The sequence below is a fragment of the Paenibacillus sp. FW104-T2 genome (assembly GCF_058789975.1).
Genome location: NZ_JBYTCE010000025.1, coordinates 1 through 17880, shown reverse-complemented (window position 1 = coordinate 17880; position 17880 = coordinate 1). Strand labels below are relative to the sequence as shown.

At 46.7% G+C, this 17880-nt stretch carries 14 protein-coding genes; 1 reads left to right on the top strand and 13 read right to left on the bottom strand.

Annotated features, from left to right (window positions below; all coding sequences use genetic code 11):
- Window positions 1-66: 66 nt before the first annotated feature.
- The 5 genes from argF to argC all read right to left on the bottom strand — a co-directional run bounded on the left by argF (window position 67) and on the right by argC (window position 6232).
- Window positions 67-1032, bottom strand: coding sequence for an ornithine carbamoyltransferase (argF, locus tag AC3WQ3_RS24785; RefSeq protein WP_095359908.1), 966 nt, complete (start codon window positions 1030-1032; stop codon window positions 67-69).
- 201 nt (window positions 1033-1233) lie between these two features.
- Window positions 1234-2490 carry an aspartate aminotransferase family protein gene (locus AC3WQ3_RS24780; protein WP_492473974.1) on the bottom strand — a complete coding sequence of 419 codons (1257 nt, stop codon included), beginning with the start codon at window positions 2488-2490 and terminating at the stop codon, window positions 1234-1236.
- Between the two features lie 274 nt (window positions 2491-2764).
- Window positions 2765-3604 (bottom strand): acetylglutamate kinase, encoded by an 840-nt coding sequence (gene argB / locus AC3WQ3_RS24775; RefSeq protein ID WP_492473973.1) that lies wholly within the window; start codon window positions 3602-3604, stop codon window positions 2765-2767.
- A 223-nt stretch (window positions 3605-3827) separates the two neighbouring features.
- The gene (gene argJ, locus AC3WQ3_RS24770; RefSeq protein WP_492473972.1) at window positions 3828-5066 is read right to left on the bottom strand and encodes a bifunctional glutamate N-acetyltransferase/amino-acid acetyltransferase ArgJ; all 1239 of its coding nucleotides are present in this window, start codon (window positions 5064-5066) and stop codon (window positions 3828-3830) included.
- Window positions 5067-5182: 116 nt separating this feature from the next.
- The gene (gene argC, locus AC3WQ3_RS24765) at window positions 5183-6232 is read right to left on the bottom strand and encodes an N-acetyl-gamma-glutamyl-phosphate reductase (RefSeq protein WP_492473971.1); all 1050 of its coding nucleotides are present in this window, start codon (window positions 6230-6232) and stop codon (window positions 5183-5185) included.
- A 332-nt stretch (window positions 6233-6564) separates the two neighbouring features.
- Between argC and cls the strand changes: the two genes are divergently transcribed.
- Window positions 6565-8013, top strand: coding sequence for a cardiolipin synthase (cls, locus tag AC3WQ3_RS24760; protein WP_127541012.1), 1449 nt, complete (start codon window positions 6565-6567; stop codon window positions 8011-8013).
- A gap of 294 nt (window positions 8014-8307) precedes the next feature.
- Here the strand turns inward: cls and AC3WQ3_RS24755 are convergent, their stop codons facing one another.
- The 8 genes from AC3WQ3_RS24755 to AC3WQ3_RS24720 all read right to left on the bottom strand — a co-directional run.
- Window positions 8308-9213 carry a YitT family protein gene (locus AC3WQ3_RS24755; protein ID WP_367076582.1) on the bottom strand — a complete coding sequence of 302 codons (906 nt, stop codon included), beginning with the start codon at window positions 9211-9213 and terminating at the stop codon, window positions 8308-8310.
- Between the two features lie 127 nt (window positions 9214-9340).
- A protein-coding gene (gene prfB, locus AC3WQ3_RS24750) for a peptide chain release factor 2 (protein WP_492473970.1) occupies window positions 9341-10454 on the bottom strand; the annotation gives its coding sequence in 2 pieces (ribosomal slippage) (window positions 9341-10381 and window positions 10383-10454; 1113 coding nt in all).
- A 247-nt stretch (window positions 10455-10701) separates the two neighbouring features.
- A complete protein-coding gene (gene secA / locus AC3WQ3_RS24745) occupies window positions 10702-13206 on the bottom strand; it encodes a preprotein translocase subunit SecA (protein WP_110758653.1) in 2505 nt (834 codons plus the stop codon).
- Window positions 13207-14016: 810 nt separating this feature from the next.
- Window positions 14017-14580, bottom strand: coding sequence for a ribosome hibernation-promoting factor, HPF/YfiA family (gene hpf, locus AC3WQ3_RS24740; RefSeq protein WP_095359917.1), 564 nt, complete (start codon window positions 14578-14580; stop codon window positions 14017-14019).
- A gap of 358 nt (window positions 14581-14938) precedes the next feature.
- Window positions 14939-15136, bottom strand: a complete 198-nt coding sequence (locus tag AC3WQ3_RS24735) for a cold shock domain-containing protein (protein ID WP_024631599.1) — start codon at window positions 15134-15136, stop codon at window positions 14939-14941.
- Window positions 15137-15354: 218 nt separating this feature from the next.
- On the bottom strand, window positions 15355-16104 hold the full coding sequence (locus AC3WQ3_RS24730; RefSeq protein WP_492473969.1) for a glycosyltransferase family 2 protein: 750 nt from the start codon (window positions 16102-16104) through the stop codon (window positions 15355-15357).
- An 84-nt stretch (window positions 16105-16188) separates the two neighbouring features.
- Window positions 16189-17259, bottom strand: coding sequence for a glycosyltransferase family 2 protein (locus AC3WQ3_RS24725; protein ID WP_492473968.1), 1071 nt, complete (start codon window positions 17257-17259; stop codon window positions 16189-16191).
- On the bottom strand, window positions 17256-17880 hold a 625-nt coding region (locus AC3WQ3_RS24720), incomplete at its 5' end, for a lipase family protein (protein ID WP_492473967.1). The genes AC3WQ3_RS24720 and AC3WQ3_RS24725, both read right to left, overlap by 4 nt.

Sequence of the window (17880 nt, the reverse complement as noted above, 5' to 3'; positions counted from 1 at the left end):
ACTATAAACTTTTATCTATCATCGCTAACCCTGCGCCTAAAATCAACTCATTTAGGTAAACAGCGGCTATTCGCTCATTAACGCAGCCATCAAGGCCTTTTGTGCATGCAGCCGGTTCTCTGCCTGATCAAAGATCAGGGAGTTCGGTCCATCAATTACACCCGCACTTACTTCTTCCCCGCGGTGTGCCGGCAAACAATGCAGGAACATGTAATCTGGCTTCGCGCCTTTCATCAGTTCCTCATCGACCTGGTACGCAGCAAAAGCCTGCTCACGAACCTTTTGCTCCTCTTCAAAGCCCATGCTTGCCCAGACATCGGTATAAACGATATCCGCATCCTTCACAGCTTCCTGAGCACTGTACGTCACAGTCACTTCAGAACCACTTTCCTTCGCAATGCTGCGCGCCTGCTCTACCACTGCGCTATCCGGCTCATAACCTTTTGGCGTCGCTACAGCAACATGCATGCCCATCTTCGCTGCACCCAGCATGAGAGAGTGAGCCATGTTGTTACCGTCTCCGACATAAGCCATTTTCAGGCCAGCCAGTTTGCCTTTGTGCTCCAGTACGGTTTGGAAGTCCGCCAGTACTTGGCACGGATGAGCAGCATCGCTCAGGCCGTTAATAACCGGGATATCGGCATGCTCCGCCAATTCAGTTACATTATGGTGTCCAAAGGTACGAATCATGATGCCATCCAGGTAGCGGGATAATACTTTAGCCGTATCGTGGGTTGTCTCCCCGCGACCGAGCTGGATATCGTTTTTACTCAAGAAGAGCGCGTGTCCACCCAACTGGAACATGCCTACTTCGAAGGATACACGCGTACGTGTGGATGATTTTTCAAAGATAAGTCCAATCGTTTTACCTTTCAGCGGTTGATAGGCTACGCCGTTTTTTTGCTTGCCTTTAATCTCGATCGCCAAGTCCAGCAAGTAGCGGATCTCTTCGGCTGTGTAGTCCGTAAACTCAATAAAATCACGGCCTCTAAGATCAATCTTCTGGATTTTCTCCGTTTGTTGTGCTGTCATGTGAATGTTGTCCTCCTTATATCCGGTTCCCTGCACCCGCTCGGGCAGAAGAGAGCAGCCGTGGCAGCGCACGCTCAGGCAGCCTATGGCTTACTTTAATCTTCCGCAGTTCTCCGCGCGGCTACAGGGATTCATCATCTAGTTCTGCGCCAGGGCCATGAAAGGCCCTAGTACAGCAAGCTTTCATTTTGTCAAAATGGATTAGGCCTTCTTCGCTGCTACGTGCTCTTCAATCAACGTTGCTACCAGGGATACCGCTTCATCAATCTCTTCCTTGCTGACATATAGATTCGGAAGCAGACGAATGACATTCGGCCCTGCGTTGACGAACAGGATGCCGCGTTTCTGTCCGGCCAAAACAATATCGCCTACTGGCTCTGCACATTCGATTCCGACCAGAAGCCCCAATCCGCGAACTTCCTTCACAAATGAATTGCCTGCCAAACGGTTCCGCAGGGAGCTCATCAGATAGTCACCCATCTCAGCAGCGCGCTCAGACAAGCGATCTTCCAGCATCGTTTCAATCGTGGCAATCACCACGGAAGAAGCTAGCGGCGTACCGCCGAATGTCGTTGCATGACTGCCTGGCGTAAACGCATCCCGCAGGAAACCTTTACCCAGCATCGCGCCTACCGGGAAGCCGCTGCCGATCCCTTTGGCTACCGTAAACACATCTGGCTCTATGCCGTAGTGTTCATGTGCAAACAGCTTGCCTGTACGTCCCATTCCGGTCTGTACTTCGTCTACGATCAACAAGAGACCATGCTCGTCGCAAAGTTTCCGCACATGCTTGACGAATTCCGGTTCGACCGGATATACGCCACCTTCGGCTTGAACCATTTCCAGCATAATCGCTGCTGTTTTAGGGCCAATCGCCGCTTCCAGTGCTGCAATATCATGCAAAGGAACAGTCACGAATCCCGCTGGCAATGGCAAAAATCCTTCTTTCACCTTATCCTGCCCTGTTGCTGTCAGTGTTGCGAGTGTCCGTCCGTGGAAGGACTGGGCAAACGTAATCACTTCATAACGGTCGTTCCCTTTCACCTTCTGATGATAGCGACGGGCTACCTTAATAGCCGCCTCATTGGCTTCCGCGCCACTGTTGCAGAAGAACACCGCATCCGCGCATGTATTGGCCGTCAGCAACGCGGCTGCTTTCTCCTGACCCGGAATTTGGAACAGGTTGGAGACATGCCACAGCTCATCAATCTGAGCCTTCAGCTTGGCTCCCACTTTCTCCGGTGCATGGCCAAGGCTCGTTACAGCGAGTCCGCACATGAAGTCGAGATAACGGTTGCCCTGATCATCCCATAACCAGCTGCCTTTACCCTTGACCAGACTGATTGGATAACGCGCATACGTTTGGAAAAGAGAGCTTTCCGTCTGTGCCGCTGCACCTGTTGCTGCTGCTCCCGCTACTGCTGTGCCAGAACCTGGCTGTTCATTGCCTTTTGCCATCACCTTTCACACTCCTATTCCTTTTTGTAAGTATACCGGTACTCCATATAAGACAAACCAACTTACACAGAGCCACTCCGATTGCAGCACCATCTTCCGATCGCTGTTATCCCCGGATTTTTTTGATCTACTTTTTTAGAGGTTAACATCCGGGTATAAACGCGAGCGCGCTGCTTCTCCAGATTGGTTCTGCACTCTACGTTCTTGTGTAACGTTGTTATTCAACTTATATAAATCCGTACATAATATTAATCTATCTGTTTTGAAATTCCCCTTATTGCATGCGGATAATTCGGGTTCCGATCGTTTCGCCCTTCAGCACGCGGCTCAGAATTTGTGGCTCGCTTCCGTCCACGATAATAACCTCGCGTACCTTGCCATGAATGCATGCAATCGCTGCGCGCACCTTAGGGATCATGCCGCCGTAGATTTCTCCGGTTTGAATCATGTCCTCGATCTCTTGTACGGAGACCGATGGCAGTACTTTTTTCTCCCCGTTAACGGTCTTCATAATTCCAGGTACATCCGTCACAACGATCATCCGGCTTACACCGAGGTGGGAAGCTACCGCACCTGCAGCTGTATCTGCATTGATATTATACCGTTGTCCGTTTTCATCCACGCCCACCGGCGCAATCACTGGCATATACCCCATGTTCACAATGCCTTGAATGATTCCTGCTTGAACTCCCGTTACGTCTCCAACCCAGCCGATCTCTGCATGATTCGCCACAGGTTTGGCTTGGATCAGACCACCGTCTACGCCGGACAAGCCCAACGCATGTCCTCCGACGCGCTGGATCAGGCGTACGATCTGTTTGTTGATACTCCCGGCCAGCACCATCTCCACGACATCCAGCACGGGTTCGGTCGTTTTGCGGAGTCCATTCACGAACTCGGTTTCAATGCCCAGCTTCGCCAGATTCTCTGATATTGCCGGACCTCCACCATGCACGATGACGGGCTGAGTTCCCTGGGACTGCAAGTCACGCAAATCCGCAAAAAAGGATTCTGGCAAAGCCGCGAGCGTACTGCCTCCGCATTTCATAACAAACGTCTGCTTCTCTGCACCTTTTTCCACTCCGGCACTCTCATTTTGCAATGTTGAATTCATGAGGGTCACTCCTTTCGATTTTCTTAAAATGACTATAGACCGTTACACTTGACCACTCCGATTACTGAACCATCTTTCGATCGCTGTTGTCTCCAGGTTTTTCCGAATCCCTCTAATAGGGGAAACCCAGAGACAAAGGCGAACGCTTCGCTTCTACAGATTGGTTCCGCACTCTCCGTTAACATGTAAATGTAGTTATATTTTTTATAAAATGAAAAGCGTATTAAGTGCGGTATGCCGCATTGATTCGAACGTAATCGTATGTCAGGTCACAGCCCCATGCTGTAGCCTCTCCTTCGCCGTGGTGCAGATCCACCACAATGCGAACCGTATCGGTTTGCAAATAGGCCAGCGCCGCTTCTTCGTTAAATACAACTGGACGGGACTGCTCAAGTACCGAGATATCTCCCAAACGGATATCCACGGTGTCCGGGTTAACCGGCTGTCCTGCACGCCCTACGGCTGCAATAATCCGTCCCCAGTTTGCGTCCGCACCGAACATCGCTGATTTCACCAGGCTGGAGCCGATAACCGTTTTGGCAATCGCCTGTGCCGATTCATCACTCACTCCACCCGTAACCTGCACCTCAACCAGCTTGGTTGCTCCTTCACCATCACGTGCAATTGCTTTGGCCAGCACTTCACACACATAAGTGAATCCTGCAGCAAAAGCGTCCCAGTCCGGATGATCCGTGGACAATTCTTCGTTCCCCGCCATCCCACTGGACATTGCAACCAGCATGTCGTTTGTGCTCGTATCTCCATCTACGGTGATCATGTTAAATGTATGGTTGGTCGCCTGACGCAGCAAACTTTGCAGTGCTTCTGCGCCAATAACCGCATCACTCGTCATAAATGCGAGCATCGTCGCCATGTTGGGATGAATCATGCCAGATCCTTTGGCTGCACCTGCAATCGTAACGTTCTTGCCGTTTACAACGACAGATACGCAGGCTTCCTTTTTCACCAAATCCGTTGTCAGGATCGCTTGGGAGAATTGCTCCGCTTCATTGGCATCCTGCCCCAAGCTTGCCGGCAATGCGCTGATGCCCGAATGTACTGCGTCCATCTTCAACAACTCACCGATTACACCAGTCGATGCCACTGCAACATCCTCTTCAGCTACGCCAAGTTCACGTGCTGCTGCCGAACGCATCGCATATGCATCCTTTTCACCCTGCTGGCCAGTACAAGCATTGGCATTACCACTGTTAACAACAACGGCCTGAAGGCGTCCATTGCTCAAGCTCTCGCGAGTTACCTTCAGCGGCGCAGCCTGGAATACGTTCGTCGTATACACGGCTGCTGCCGTGGCTGGCACTTCACAACGGATCGCTCCGATATCGTTGCGTGATGTTTTTTTCAAACCGCAATGAAGTCCGCCAGCAGCGAACCCGCGCGGGGTTACAATCGTTCCGTTTTCCACTACGGTATAAGCCTGTTGCTTCACATTTGTTCCCATATGTTATCCCCCGTGTGCGTTCGGCTGCATGCCGATTAACCGCTTGCTAATCCCGAATCCGATGGTCTCCTGAATGGTTCAGGAAGTGCAGCAGCGTGCTCTCCCGATCCCCTTCCTTACGGATATACCGGCGTCATGTTCAGCCCGAGGTTTTCCTCCCATCCCATCATCAGGTTCATATTTTGAATCGCTTGCCCGGAAGCACCCTTCACCAGGTTGTCGATGACCGATATGATTGTTAAACGTCCGGTTCTTGGATCAACTGCAAATCCGATATCACAGTAGTTCGATCCTTGCACTTCTTTGGTCGAAGGCCAGATGCCTGGTTCACGTACCCTTACAAACGGTCGATTCTCATAATACTTGCGGTACAGGTCCACCAGATCCCGATCACTATGATCTCCCACCAGGCTTGCGTACATCGTACTCATGATCCCACGTGTCATTGGCACCAGGTGCGTCGTAAACGTCACCGTTACCGGACTTCCGGTAATATTGCCAAGCACTTGCTCAATCTCAGGTATATGTTGGTGCTTGTTGAGTTTATAGGCTTTGAAATTTTCGTTCATCTCTGCATAATGATTTGTCAGACTCGTTCCTCGTCCAGCACCGGATACACCGGATTTGGCATCAATGATAATCGTAGATGGATCGATCCAGCCTGCTTCCACTGCAGGAATAAGTCCAAGAAGGGTAGCTGTAGGATAACAGCCCGGGTTGGAAATAAAATTTTTGCCTTTTACTTCATCTCCGTACACTTCGGCCATCCCGTATACAGCCTGTTCCAGCAGATCACTCGGCGGAGCCGGGTGTTTATACCACTGTTCATATACGGCTCCATCCTTCAATCTGAAGTCCCCAGAGAGATCGATCACCTTCAGCCCTGCTTCGAGCAGGCTTGGAACGAGCTTCGCGCTTACTCCGGATGGGGTAGCTGTGAATACCAGATCTGCACGTTCTGCAATCTCAGCTGGAACTACGCCATCCAGTGGCCTGCGAATCACATCCGTCAAATGCGGAAATCCGTCTGCAATAGACTCGCCGCTGCTGGATGAAGAGATCACCGAAGTGATTTCTACCTGTGGATGGTTCTGAAAAAAACGAATCAGCTCCACCCCGCCGTAGCCGGTGGAACCGACAATTGCCACTCTCAATTTGTTACTCACTCTCGCTCCCCCAATCCTGTTATATGCGATACTTATACGATGCTTACGCCCTCAAACGGCCCTCACACTGTAATTCCGTCGCTTCTATGCATATTTGTGTATTATTATACGACTCTAGTTATATAAATACAACACTCTACCATCAATTTCACATGGATTCTTATCAAATCCGAACATATCTTTCCAATATCTGCGGACGAACCCGAATACTTCTGCTAAAATACGTTTTATAGGAAACATTACATACCAAGGTCTTATTCATAACAAATTCTACACGAGGAAGGGTTTATGAATGGATTCACGTTGGTCATTACGAGACATGGGGGACTACAGTGCATATCGAATCCATTTTACTTATGGTACTCCTGGGCCTGAATATTATCTTCGCTGCAGCAGTCGTGTTCTTCGAACGCAAGGATGCCAGTGCATCCTGGGCTTGGCTGCTCGTCCTGAACTTTATTCCTGTGCTTGGGTTCGTACTTTATCTACTAACAGGTCAGAATCTGACCCGCTACCGGCTGTTCCAATGGAAAGAGAGAAAGAAGCTTGGTCTGGAGGAACGCATCGCCGCACAGCTCGAACAACTGCATGATAATCGGACGCCATTCAACAACAGAGCCACCGAAAGCAGCCAGGACATGATCTATATGAATCTGAAACAGAACGGCGCTCTCCTTACGGAAGACAATGCTGTAGAGATCATCACCGATGGAACGGACAAATTCCAACGGTTACTCGATGATATTGAAGCCGCGCAGGATCATGTTCACGTGCAATATTACATTTACCGGGGCGACCGGTTGGGTAAACGCATTCGGGATGCTCTGATCCGCAAAGCGCGGGAAGGCATCAAGGTTCGTCTGCTGTACGACGCGCTTGGATCGCGGCGGGTATCGAATCGCTTTTTCAAAGAACTGCGCGAAGCAGGCGGTTTGGTGGAAGTCTTTTTCCCATCGAAATTTAGCCTGATCAACCTGCGCATGAACTACCGCAACCACCGTAAAATCGTCATCATTGACGGTAACCTCGGTTATACCGGCGGATTTAATGTGGGTGATGAGTACCTCGGATTGAATTCCAAATTCGGTTATTGGCGTGATACCCATCTGCGGATTCAGGGAAATGCCGTTCATGCGCTTCAGACGCGCTTCCTTCTCGATTGGAACGAGGCATCCAAGCAGCATGACACCCCTTATGTTCCTGAACATTTCCCGCATATTGAGGGTACAGGAACGACGGCGATGCAGATTGTCTCCAGCGGACCGGATGCAGAGACGGAGCACATCAAGAACAGTTATCTAAAGATGATTAATGGAGCCAAACATTCGATCATGATTCAGACGCCTTACTTTATCCCGGATGCCAGTGTATTCGAAGCCATACGTCTCGCGTGCCTGTCAGGTATTGATGTGCGCATTATGATTCCCAACAAACCGGATCACGCCTTCGTATATTGGGCTACGCTGTCTTACATTGGTGAGCTGTTAAAAGTCGGAGCAAAAGTATTTATATACGATAACGGCTTTATCCATGCCAAAACGCTCATTATTGACAGCATGGTCGCATCGGTGGGTACCGCCAATATTGATTACCGCAGTTTCCGGTTGAACTTTGAGGTGAATGCCTTTATGTATGATGAGGTCATCGCCACGGCATTAGTCGATACCTTCGAGCATGACCTTAAGGTGTCCCGTGAGATGACGCAGGAGGAGTACAACAAGCGCAGCCTGAAGATTCGTTTCAAAGAAGCGATCTCCCGCTTACTTTCTCCAATTTTGTAACTCCGCTGACAGAATAATCTTCCGATCGCTGTTATCCCCAGATTTTTTAGATTCCTTATATAAAGGGAAAAATCCGGGGATAGCCTATGCTTCCGAAGTAGCTTTCTTTTAGAAAGCTTTTAGGCGAGCGCTTCACTTCTCCAGATTTATTCTGTCCTCTCCGTTATGATGTAGGTTTACTCCAAATAGTTACAACCTAAAAAAAGAAAAAGCAGGGACATCCTCCGCCATGTTGGCTGGAATGGACATCCCTGCTTTTTTATTTTATATGTCGCTCGTTAATAGGCGCTGAAATTATGCCTCGTCTCGCTTAAAGCCTTCGCCGAGCACTTCGTGCGCATTACTGATAATAACAAAAGCACCCGGGTCCACGGACCGGATCAGTGCTTTCAGTCTCGGCACCTCATTTTGCCCAACGACGACCATCAATACGGTACGCTGGTCGTCCGTGTAGCCACCCTTCGCCTCCAGCTTCGTTAATCCACGATCCAGATCGGCTAGAATGACTTTAGTGATCGGCTCCGTCTTGTTGGAAATAATATAAGCAACCTTCGAGTAGCCAAGTCCCATCTCCACAGCATCAATGACTTTTCCGGTAACGTATAATCCAATCAGTGCATAAAGTGACTGTTCCAACGACAATACAAACGCAGCCATAATGATAACGGTAGCATCCATGATTACGACGCAAAGAGAGTAACTGAGTCCACTGTATTTCTGTACGATTCTGGCGAGGATACTCATCCCACCTGTTGAACCTCTTCCCCGGTATACAATGCCGATGCCGAGCCCCACACCAATACCTCCATATAGAGATCCAAGCAAAGGATTCGTCGTCGGAATGGCCCAGTCTTTCGTCAGATAAACAAATAGGGGCAGCACAATACTGCCGAGCACTGAACGGATCCCGTACTGTTTACCAATAAGCAGAAACCCTGCGATGAGAAGTGGAATATTGATGGCCCACTGCGTGTATGCGGGCTCGAGCCCCAGCCATTCCTTTCCGAGAATAGACAGCCCGGATACTCCACCTGAAGCGATCTGATTAGGTAATAAAAATAAGTTAAAGGCTACCGCAATGAGAAACGAACCAATAATAATGGATGCCGTATCCACTACGTTTCTCCAGGGTCCGTTCAGAGGGATAAGGGTGGCTAACCTCTTTTTGCGGTTTGGAACGAAATGCTGATGCTCTTGCATGGTTGTCGCGCTCTCCTTTTATATGACTGATAAGTTGCTGAATTCTCTTCCCTATTTGGGCTCAAAAAAAAGCCCCTGTATACACCAGCATACGCCTACACGTATCCGGTCCATACAGGAACTTTGATTAATCGGTTTCTACTTTAATCTGGCTGCGCAAATAACCGTCGATGAATCCATCGAGGTCGCCATCCATAACTGCACCTGTATTTCCTGTCTCTACGCTCGTACGGTGATCCTTTACCATACTATAGGGATGGAATACATAGGAGCGAATCTGGCTTCCCCATGAAATATCCGACTGATCGCCTCGGATTTCATCCAGCTGTTGTTTTTGCTCTTCAATTTTACGCTCATACAATTTGGAACGAAGCATCGTCATCGCGCGCTCACGGTTTTTGATCTGTGAACGTTCGTTCTGACACGTTACCACGACTCCGGTAGGAATGTGTGTGATCCGTACGGCAGAGTCGGTGGTATTGATGTGCTGTCCACCCGCACCGCTCGCACGATACGTATCGATCTTCAAATCCTCTGTCCGGATGTCCACTTCCACCGTATCATCAATCTCTGGAACAACGTCACAGGATACGAAGGATGTATGTCTGCGGCCCGAAGAGTCAAAAGGAGAGATCCGCACCAATCGATGAACACCCTTCTCCGCTTTTAAATAACCATAAGCATTATGTCCCTTGATGGACAACGTAACACTTTTAATCCCGGCTTCATCACCTGGCAGATAATCGAGCACCTCTACCTTGAAGCCGCGTTTCTCGGCCCAGCGAGTGTACATCCGGAGCAGCATTTGTCCCCAGTCCTGTGACTCGGTACCGCCCGCACCCGGGTGAAGCTCAAGAATGGCATTCATTTTATCATACGGTTGATTCAGCAGAAGCTGAAGCTCAAACTCTTCAAGCTTGCTTACAATCGCTGTGACGCTGCTGCCAACCTCGGCGGCCAGATCTTCGTCGCCTTCTTCATCGGCCAGTTCAACCATCATTAGGGCATCGTCATAGTCCTGCTGGAGTTTGGCGTATTGATCAACCGATCCCTTCACCGCATTCATCTCGGCGATAACCGATTGCGCCTTTTCATTATCGTCCCAGAAGTCGGGAGCCGACATCTTCTCTTCAAAGTTCTCAATCATTTCCTGCTTGAGATCTAAGTCAAAGAGACCCCCTAAGGTTTGTTAGTTTCTTGCCTATTTCACGCAGGTCCTGCTTCACGCTTGGATCAATCATGTGCAATTCCTCTTTTCATTAAGATAAGCTCCCCGCAAACCGGGCACTTCTCCAGATCGGGTGTCAGATGCTTCACCTTGGTGTCCAGATTACCATTATAGCGGCAATTCTCTTCACCTGGATCATGGCTGCATAGTTATAACTATGCACCAATCACCGGTTATGCATCCTTCATTTGATCAATTGAAATGCCCGGCCGCAAGGAGCCGTTCATGTATTCTATAGGGTGTAAGAGAATATCGTTTAACTATTCTTGGCCGTGGCAGTGTTTATACTTTTTGCCGCTGCCGCATGGACAAGGATCGTTGCGGCCGATTTGGTCGGAGACTTTTACCGGACGCTTCTCAGCAGGTTCTCCGCTAGTCGAGATCTGGCTCTCTTCCACTACCGCCTGACGCTCCTGATTGCTCTCGATTTGAGCTCTCATCACATAAGTTGCCACTTCTTCCTGAATCGAAGCAATCATCTGATGGAACATTTCGAAGCCTTCAAATTGGTACTCACGCAGTGGATCTGTACCGCCGTATGCACGAAGGTGGATACCTTGACGCAGTTGATCCATTGCATCAATGTGATCCATCCATTTGCTGTCGACTGCACGAAGCACAACAACTTTCTCGAATTCACGAACCATTTCTTCACCGATACGCTCTTCACGTGCATTGTACTTTTTCTGCACTTTATCAAACAGGTACTCGATGATCTCTTCGGCTTCCTTGCCCCACAGATCGTCTTTGGTAATCGAACCATCATCCAGCAATTTGCTGTTCATATAGTCCGCTACTTCCTGCAGTTCCCAGTTCTCTGGAATGTCGTCACTGCAGTGCGCTTCAACAATACGTTCAATGGAAGGCTTGATCATATCCATAACGATCTGTTTGATATTTTCCGATTCAAGCACCTCGCGGCGCTGTTTATAAATAATTTCACGCTGTTGATTCATGACGTCATCATATTGAAGAACGACTTTACGTACGTCAAAGTTGTTTCCTTCAACACGTTTCTGTGCGGACTCAACTGCACGAGTGATCATGCGGCTCTCAATCGGTTGGTCCTCTTCAAAGCCAAGACGCTCCATCATGTTCAGTACGTTGTCTGCACCGAAGCGTCTCATCAGCTCATCACCAAGGGACAGATAGAACTGTGTAGATCCCGGGTCACCCTGACGTCCTGCGCGTCCACGCAGCTGGTTATCGATCCGGCGTGATTCGTGACGCTCTGTACCGATGATATGAAGACCGCCGACTTCAGCTACGCCTTCACCCAAAATAATATCTGTACCCCGGCCAGCCATGTTGGTTGCGATCGTAACCGCACCAGCTTGACCAGCTCCAGAGATAATTTCTGCTTCTTCCGCATGGTACTTGGCATTCAGCACCTGGTGTTTCACACCACGGCGTTTCAGCATGTCGGAAAGACGCTCAGAGTTCTCGATCGATACTGTACCGACCAGAACCGGCTGGTTTTTGCTGTGGCGTTCTACGATCTCTTCAACTACAGCTTTAAACTTGCCATCGATGCTCTTGTATACAACATCTGCCATGTCATTCCGTTTGTTCGGACGGTTGGTAGGAATCTGCAATACTTCGAGGCCGTAGATTTTCTTAAATTCTTCTTCCTCGGTTTTCGCTGTACCCGTCATCCCCGCAAGCTTGCGGTACATCCGGAAATAGTTCTGGAACGTAATTGTAGCGAGCGTCATACTCTCGTTCTGTACCTCGATGCCTTCCTTCGCTTCAATCGCTTGGTGCAAACCATCGCTGTAACGACGTCCTGCCATCAGACGGCCTGTAAACTCGTCGACGATCATGACTTCTTCTTCGCTGACTACGTAGTCGACGTCACGACGCATGATTACGTTCGCTTTCAGCGCCTGTACGATGTGATGGTTAAGCGTGACATTGGCGTGATCATACAAGTTCTCAATGCCAAATGCTTTCTCAGCCTTAGCCACACCGCCTTCAGTCAAGGCTACGGATTTCACTTTGATATCTACTGTAAAGTCTTCTTCCGGTGTCAGTCGTTTCACGAAACGGTCTGCAGCATAGTACATATCCGTCGACTTCTGAGCTTGTCCGGAAATGATCAGAGGCGTACGCGCCTCATCGACCAGGATGGAATCCACTTCGTCAATGATACAGAAGAACAGCGGACGTTGTACCATCTGCTCTTTGTAGAGCACCATGTTGTCACGCAAATAGTCAAATCCAAATTCATTGTTCGTTCCGTACGTAATATCACAAGCATATGCATGCTGTTTCAGCGCATGGTCCATGCCGCTCAGGTTAACCCCTACCGTCATGCCCAGGAATTCGTAGATCTGTCCCATTTCCTGGCTGTCGCGCTGTGCCAAATAGTCATTGACGGTAACGACGTGTACCCCTTTGGACATCAATGCATTCAGGTAAACCGGGAGAGTTCCCACGAGGGTTTTACCTTCACCCGTTTTCATCTCGGAGATGCGGCCCTCATGCAGAGCAATACCACCCAGCATCTGTACGTCATAGTGACGTTTGCCCAGAACCCGGCGGGATGCTTCACGTACCGTTGCGAATGCTTCCGGCAGAAGCTCATCCGTTGTTTCCCCTTTTTCAATACGGGCACGGAACTCCTCGGTTTTGGATTTCAGTTGCTCATCAGACAATGCCTGAAATTGTGGTTCCAGTTTATTGATCACATCGACCGTCTTCATCAGACGTTTAACATCACGTTCGTTCATGTCGCCGAAGATCTTTTTGACAAGTCCTAGCATGGTATACCCCTTTCGTGCAAAACAGAATAGACCCCCTGCTGCCGCCATGCGACACCATCGGATGGATATGTGCATCCACTTGCCCGGGGGTGACAAACGATATAAAACATTAATATGGATGAATCAACTCCAGGCTTGGCCAGGATTACTCATGAAGCTGATTCGATATTCACGGACTCGCTCCTTGCATAATAAGGGCAAATCCAAACCTTACGAATCATGTTCATGGTGCTGTGCCTGTCATTGATTATGATTAGCGATCATTCGTTGACAATTCCTCATCAGGACAATGATTCTCTTGCATAAATTGTAACAGTTTGTAAGGGTCGCCGCAACACGCCGAGGCATACTTCTTAGAACTTCTGGAGCCTCTTCGTACACGTTTAAGTGCAAAAAATCATAGCCGTTAGCGGAAGCCTTTCTTTTCGCTGTTATATTTTCAGATCATATGGTGAGTCCAAGGAAATGTTCATGGTAAAATTGGAACCTTTTCTCAGTTTACTGAGTCTATCATAAAACTCCACTATTTACACATTAAGAGTAAAAGTTCATCTTTTAGGTGGGCAGTGATCCTTCTTCCTACTCTCTATTAGACGCGTCTGCATGGGAAATAGTTTCATAAACTTGCTTGCACAAATTTTCCCGGCTGCGTCCATGCAGAAAAGAGCCCCATCCCGTATGGGACTGAGGCTCTTGTTAGTTTGTTCATTTTAATCATACAGGATACTAAAGTGTCCTCCTGTAGTCCATTTTTCGTAAGTACTCATTTTAACCTTTAATGGGTAATTCAGAGTCATCGTACATAGGTGATTAACCTTGCTCGATTAAACCATATTTCCCATCGTTCCGTTTGTACACAACGCTGACCTCTTCATTCTCAATGTTAGAGAATACGAAGAAATTGTGGCCGACCATGTTCATTTGGAGGATTGCCTCTTCCACGTCCATCGGCTTCAACATAAACCGTTTCGTCCGTACCACTTCAAAATCATCGTCCTCTGTATCCACATCCAGTTCAGCAGTAGCTACTGTACCTGTCGGATCTTCAACGAAGAGTGTTTTCAAGCTGCCTTCCTGGCGGAACTTCCGGTTAACTTTCGTTTTGTGTTTACGGATCTGACGTTCCAACTTGTCCACCACAGCATCAATGGAAGCGTACATATCGTCGCTCTCATCCTCGGCGCGGAGCACAATGCCTTTCAAAGGGATCGTCACCTCAACCGTATGCAAGCCTCTCGTCGTGCTCAATGTAACAGCACCGTCAGAGTTAAGGGGTGCATCGAAATACTTCTCGAGTCTACTCAACTTTTTGTCGACATAATCTTTCAAAGCATCGGTAACCTCGATTTGTTGACCTCGAATACTTAAATTCATAGGGCACTCCTCCTTTTCCTTTGCCACTTCATTATAACACGAATGTAAGCGCCATGTAAAAACTCCCGGTGACCGAATCATGACATCTGTTCAAGCCACATCTGCCCACCTACGCGTAACGCCATATTTCGCGATATTTCATCATATTTAGGCGAAATTCTTTATTTACATGATATTGATATAGGGCGCTTGAAGAAGTAATTAACCGTTTTCCTCATTCCTCAATCTATTATGTAATATCTTAAAATGAATCTATTAGAAAAACAAAAAAAGACCCCGGAAAAACCGGAGTCTATTGCTAGCGATAATTCAATTGGTAACCATCTAACCATATATGTAGGTCGGATTGTCCGGATGATTATAATTTGATTACGTTAGCGGCTTGAGGTCCACGTGCGCCTTCGACGATGTCGAATTCTACGGATTGACCTTCTTCCAAAGTTTTGAAGCCTTCGGATTGAATTGCGGAGAAGTGTACGAATACGTCGCCGCCATCTTCAGTCTCGATGAAACCGTAACCTTTTTCTGCGTTGAACCATTTTACTTTACCTTGCATGCACTAACATTCCCTTCGTCATCAAATGAAGTGAAGCTCTGGCCAAGACCTTAGCCCACAATTCAGACTATACCATCCAGACTTATCCATTGTCAATTGGTAAAGAAAATGTTTTATTGGTATTTTTTGTAGATTATTGACGAATTATAAGAACGGTAGAACTATTACTGGCTGTATCAGATTAAAGGAGCAATGAAGAAAGGATCTCAAAACGATATTTATAATGAGCTTATTGCTGTCCTTTCATCCCTAATAAGTAATAGCAGATCAGGATTGTTAGTCTTTGACTCAGCAATGTCCAAATACCTCAAAGCCTTAGGGAGATCTAAAACCGACATTTCTCTAGCCAAATGCAGCCATAATCTAGCATTACCCTGGTTACTTTGCAAGCTCGCAATCAGTAAGTCAATATTACGCTTTTTCTTAGCCTTAAGATCAACTATGTTAACATCATAACCATCATGTAGTAGATGAATATCACTTGATAAGCGAGGGATATCACCATAGGATATCTGTTCATGAATCCTATCCATGTATCTTAAGTGAGCCGGGAATAGCCTCACATACCCCACAGGAATCACTTCCACTATTTCTCCGGCCACAGTGTTATCATAAATAATATCGAAGACCGCTTCTTGGCCAATCTCTTTCTGACCCTGAATATAGGAACGGATTTTAGTTCGCTCCGTACTAGGCAGCACATCATCCGAATCAACTACGAATACCCATTCATGAGTGACCTGCTCCAAAGAATAGTTCCGTGCAGCTGCAAAGTCATCAATCCATTTGAAATGGTACAACTTAATATGTGAATGTTTCTGAATATATTCATTAATAATTGAAATTGTCTCGTCTTCCGATCCAGTATCGACTATTACAATCTCATCAACAGCGTTTACAATACTATCGAGGCAGCGTGCGATACAACGCTCAGAATCTTTTACAATCATAGCAGCTGAAACGCCCATTGAATCCCTCCTATTCATCTCAATGTTTTTTGAGAGAAAATATAATTAGTTGTATGAAAGGGGGTATCCTTTCTCCTCACAAAATTATTTTTCTCGCAAATTCTCTAATCTTTTTAAAGAGGGACCGTAATTATATTCCGCTGCAGAACTATATTGCTGCATGGCCTGATCGTGCTGACCTATGACTTCATAATAGACGCCCAAATTATGGTGTGCCGCATAACTGCCAGTCCCCTGAACCTTACCTTCAACTTCAACTTCTCCAATGGATAGAGCCCGTTTATAAAATTGCTCTATTAAAGCTAAATTGCTACTGTATTCGTCTGGATTACTTAAGATAAGCTCAAGCATAAATAGGGCAGCAACAAAGAAAAAATCAGCACTTTCCTCTAAGTATTCATAGTTATCCTCTATAACAGAAATCCCTTCCTCTAAGGTCCCTGCAGCTATCGTAGCGTAAAGATAGTTTATGACGATTTGAGGTGCATAAGTTTTCCTTCGGTCTATAAACTGGTAAGCTAGTCTTAAGTGAGCAACAGCCTGATTATGTTCCTGGAGCCCTCGGTATTCCTTCGCAATCTGATAATGAAAGTAAGCATCTTGCTGATGTTCTTTGATGCAGTCAAGTAGAATAGGAATGTTACGATCACTCTTAATTTGATTTAAATAACCATCATGACTAATTTCCACGTCAATGATGACTCTACTCAAATCAGATTGTATTTGTTCATGTATCTTACCGGAGTACTTACACCCCTTTGGAAATAACCTTGAGATATAACTTATTTCAGTATTCACTCCATCCTGACTCTCAAACTGATTCTTCACCTTAACTCTACCGATTGCTGGCCCTGATTGAATAAATTCTCGGATTGCTGCGGAACAATCATTTGAGATATATTCATCTGCATCAAGTACAAGGTTCCAGTCACTTGTGGACTGATCCAGAGCGTAATTTCGCGCCGCTGCAAAATCTCGGTTCCATTCGTAGTAGAAAATTTTCGCACTATGTTCTCTGGCAATCTGGATAGTATTATCAGTGGAACCTGTATCAACAATTATAATTTCATCAACCAATCCTAAAACACTGGCTAAACATCGACACAAAACTTTTGATTCATTTTTAACAATCATTACTAATGATAAAGATTTCATTGTCGTTTTAATCCTTGGTTCAAAATACCAAGTAGTTTCTCCTCATTTCTTAATATCTTAACGAGTTCATGATCATCTACTTCACTATCCAATTTGTATTTTATTAATTTAACACCATCTATATCTTTCATAAGCTCAGCATGCTTTCTGTCAGTGTGAGAGTAATGAATCTCATATTCTCCCCCAATACTTTTATTTTGTTTATAGAAATAATTTAGGTTCAGCAGTGCTGGGTCGCTGACAAACGGTAATTTTTTCATTTCACTTTCCCAACGCAAGTCCTTGAATACTTCAAAATTATCGATTCCTATAAATATTTGGGGATTAAATGTAATTACTCTCACATCATGATGATTAAGTAACCTTCCTATTACTAAACTTGCGTACCCCCCCATAGAATTTCCAACTAAGACAACTTTAGTTGCCCTAGAGATCCCTATTAATTCTTCTATATATTCTTTTAATTCAAATATGTTACTTATCAAAAAAGTACCTAACCCTTTATGATACCAACATTGATCAATATCTCTTATAAATACTTTTTTGCTATTTAATTCTTGGGTTATATTAAAAAACTCAAACATTGGAACTCCCATTCCACTGTGTATCCCCTTACTAATC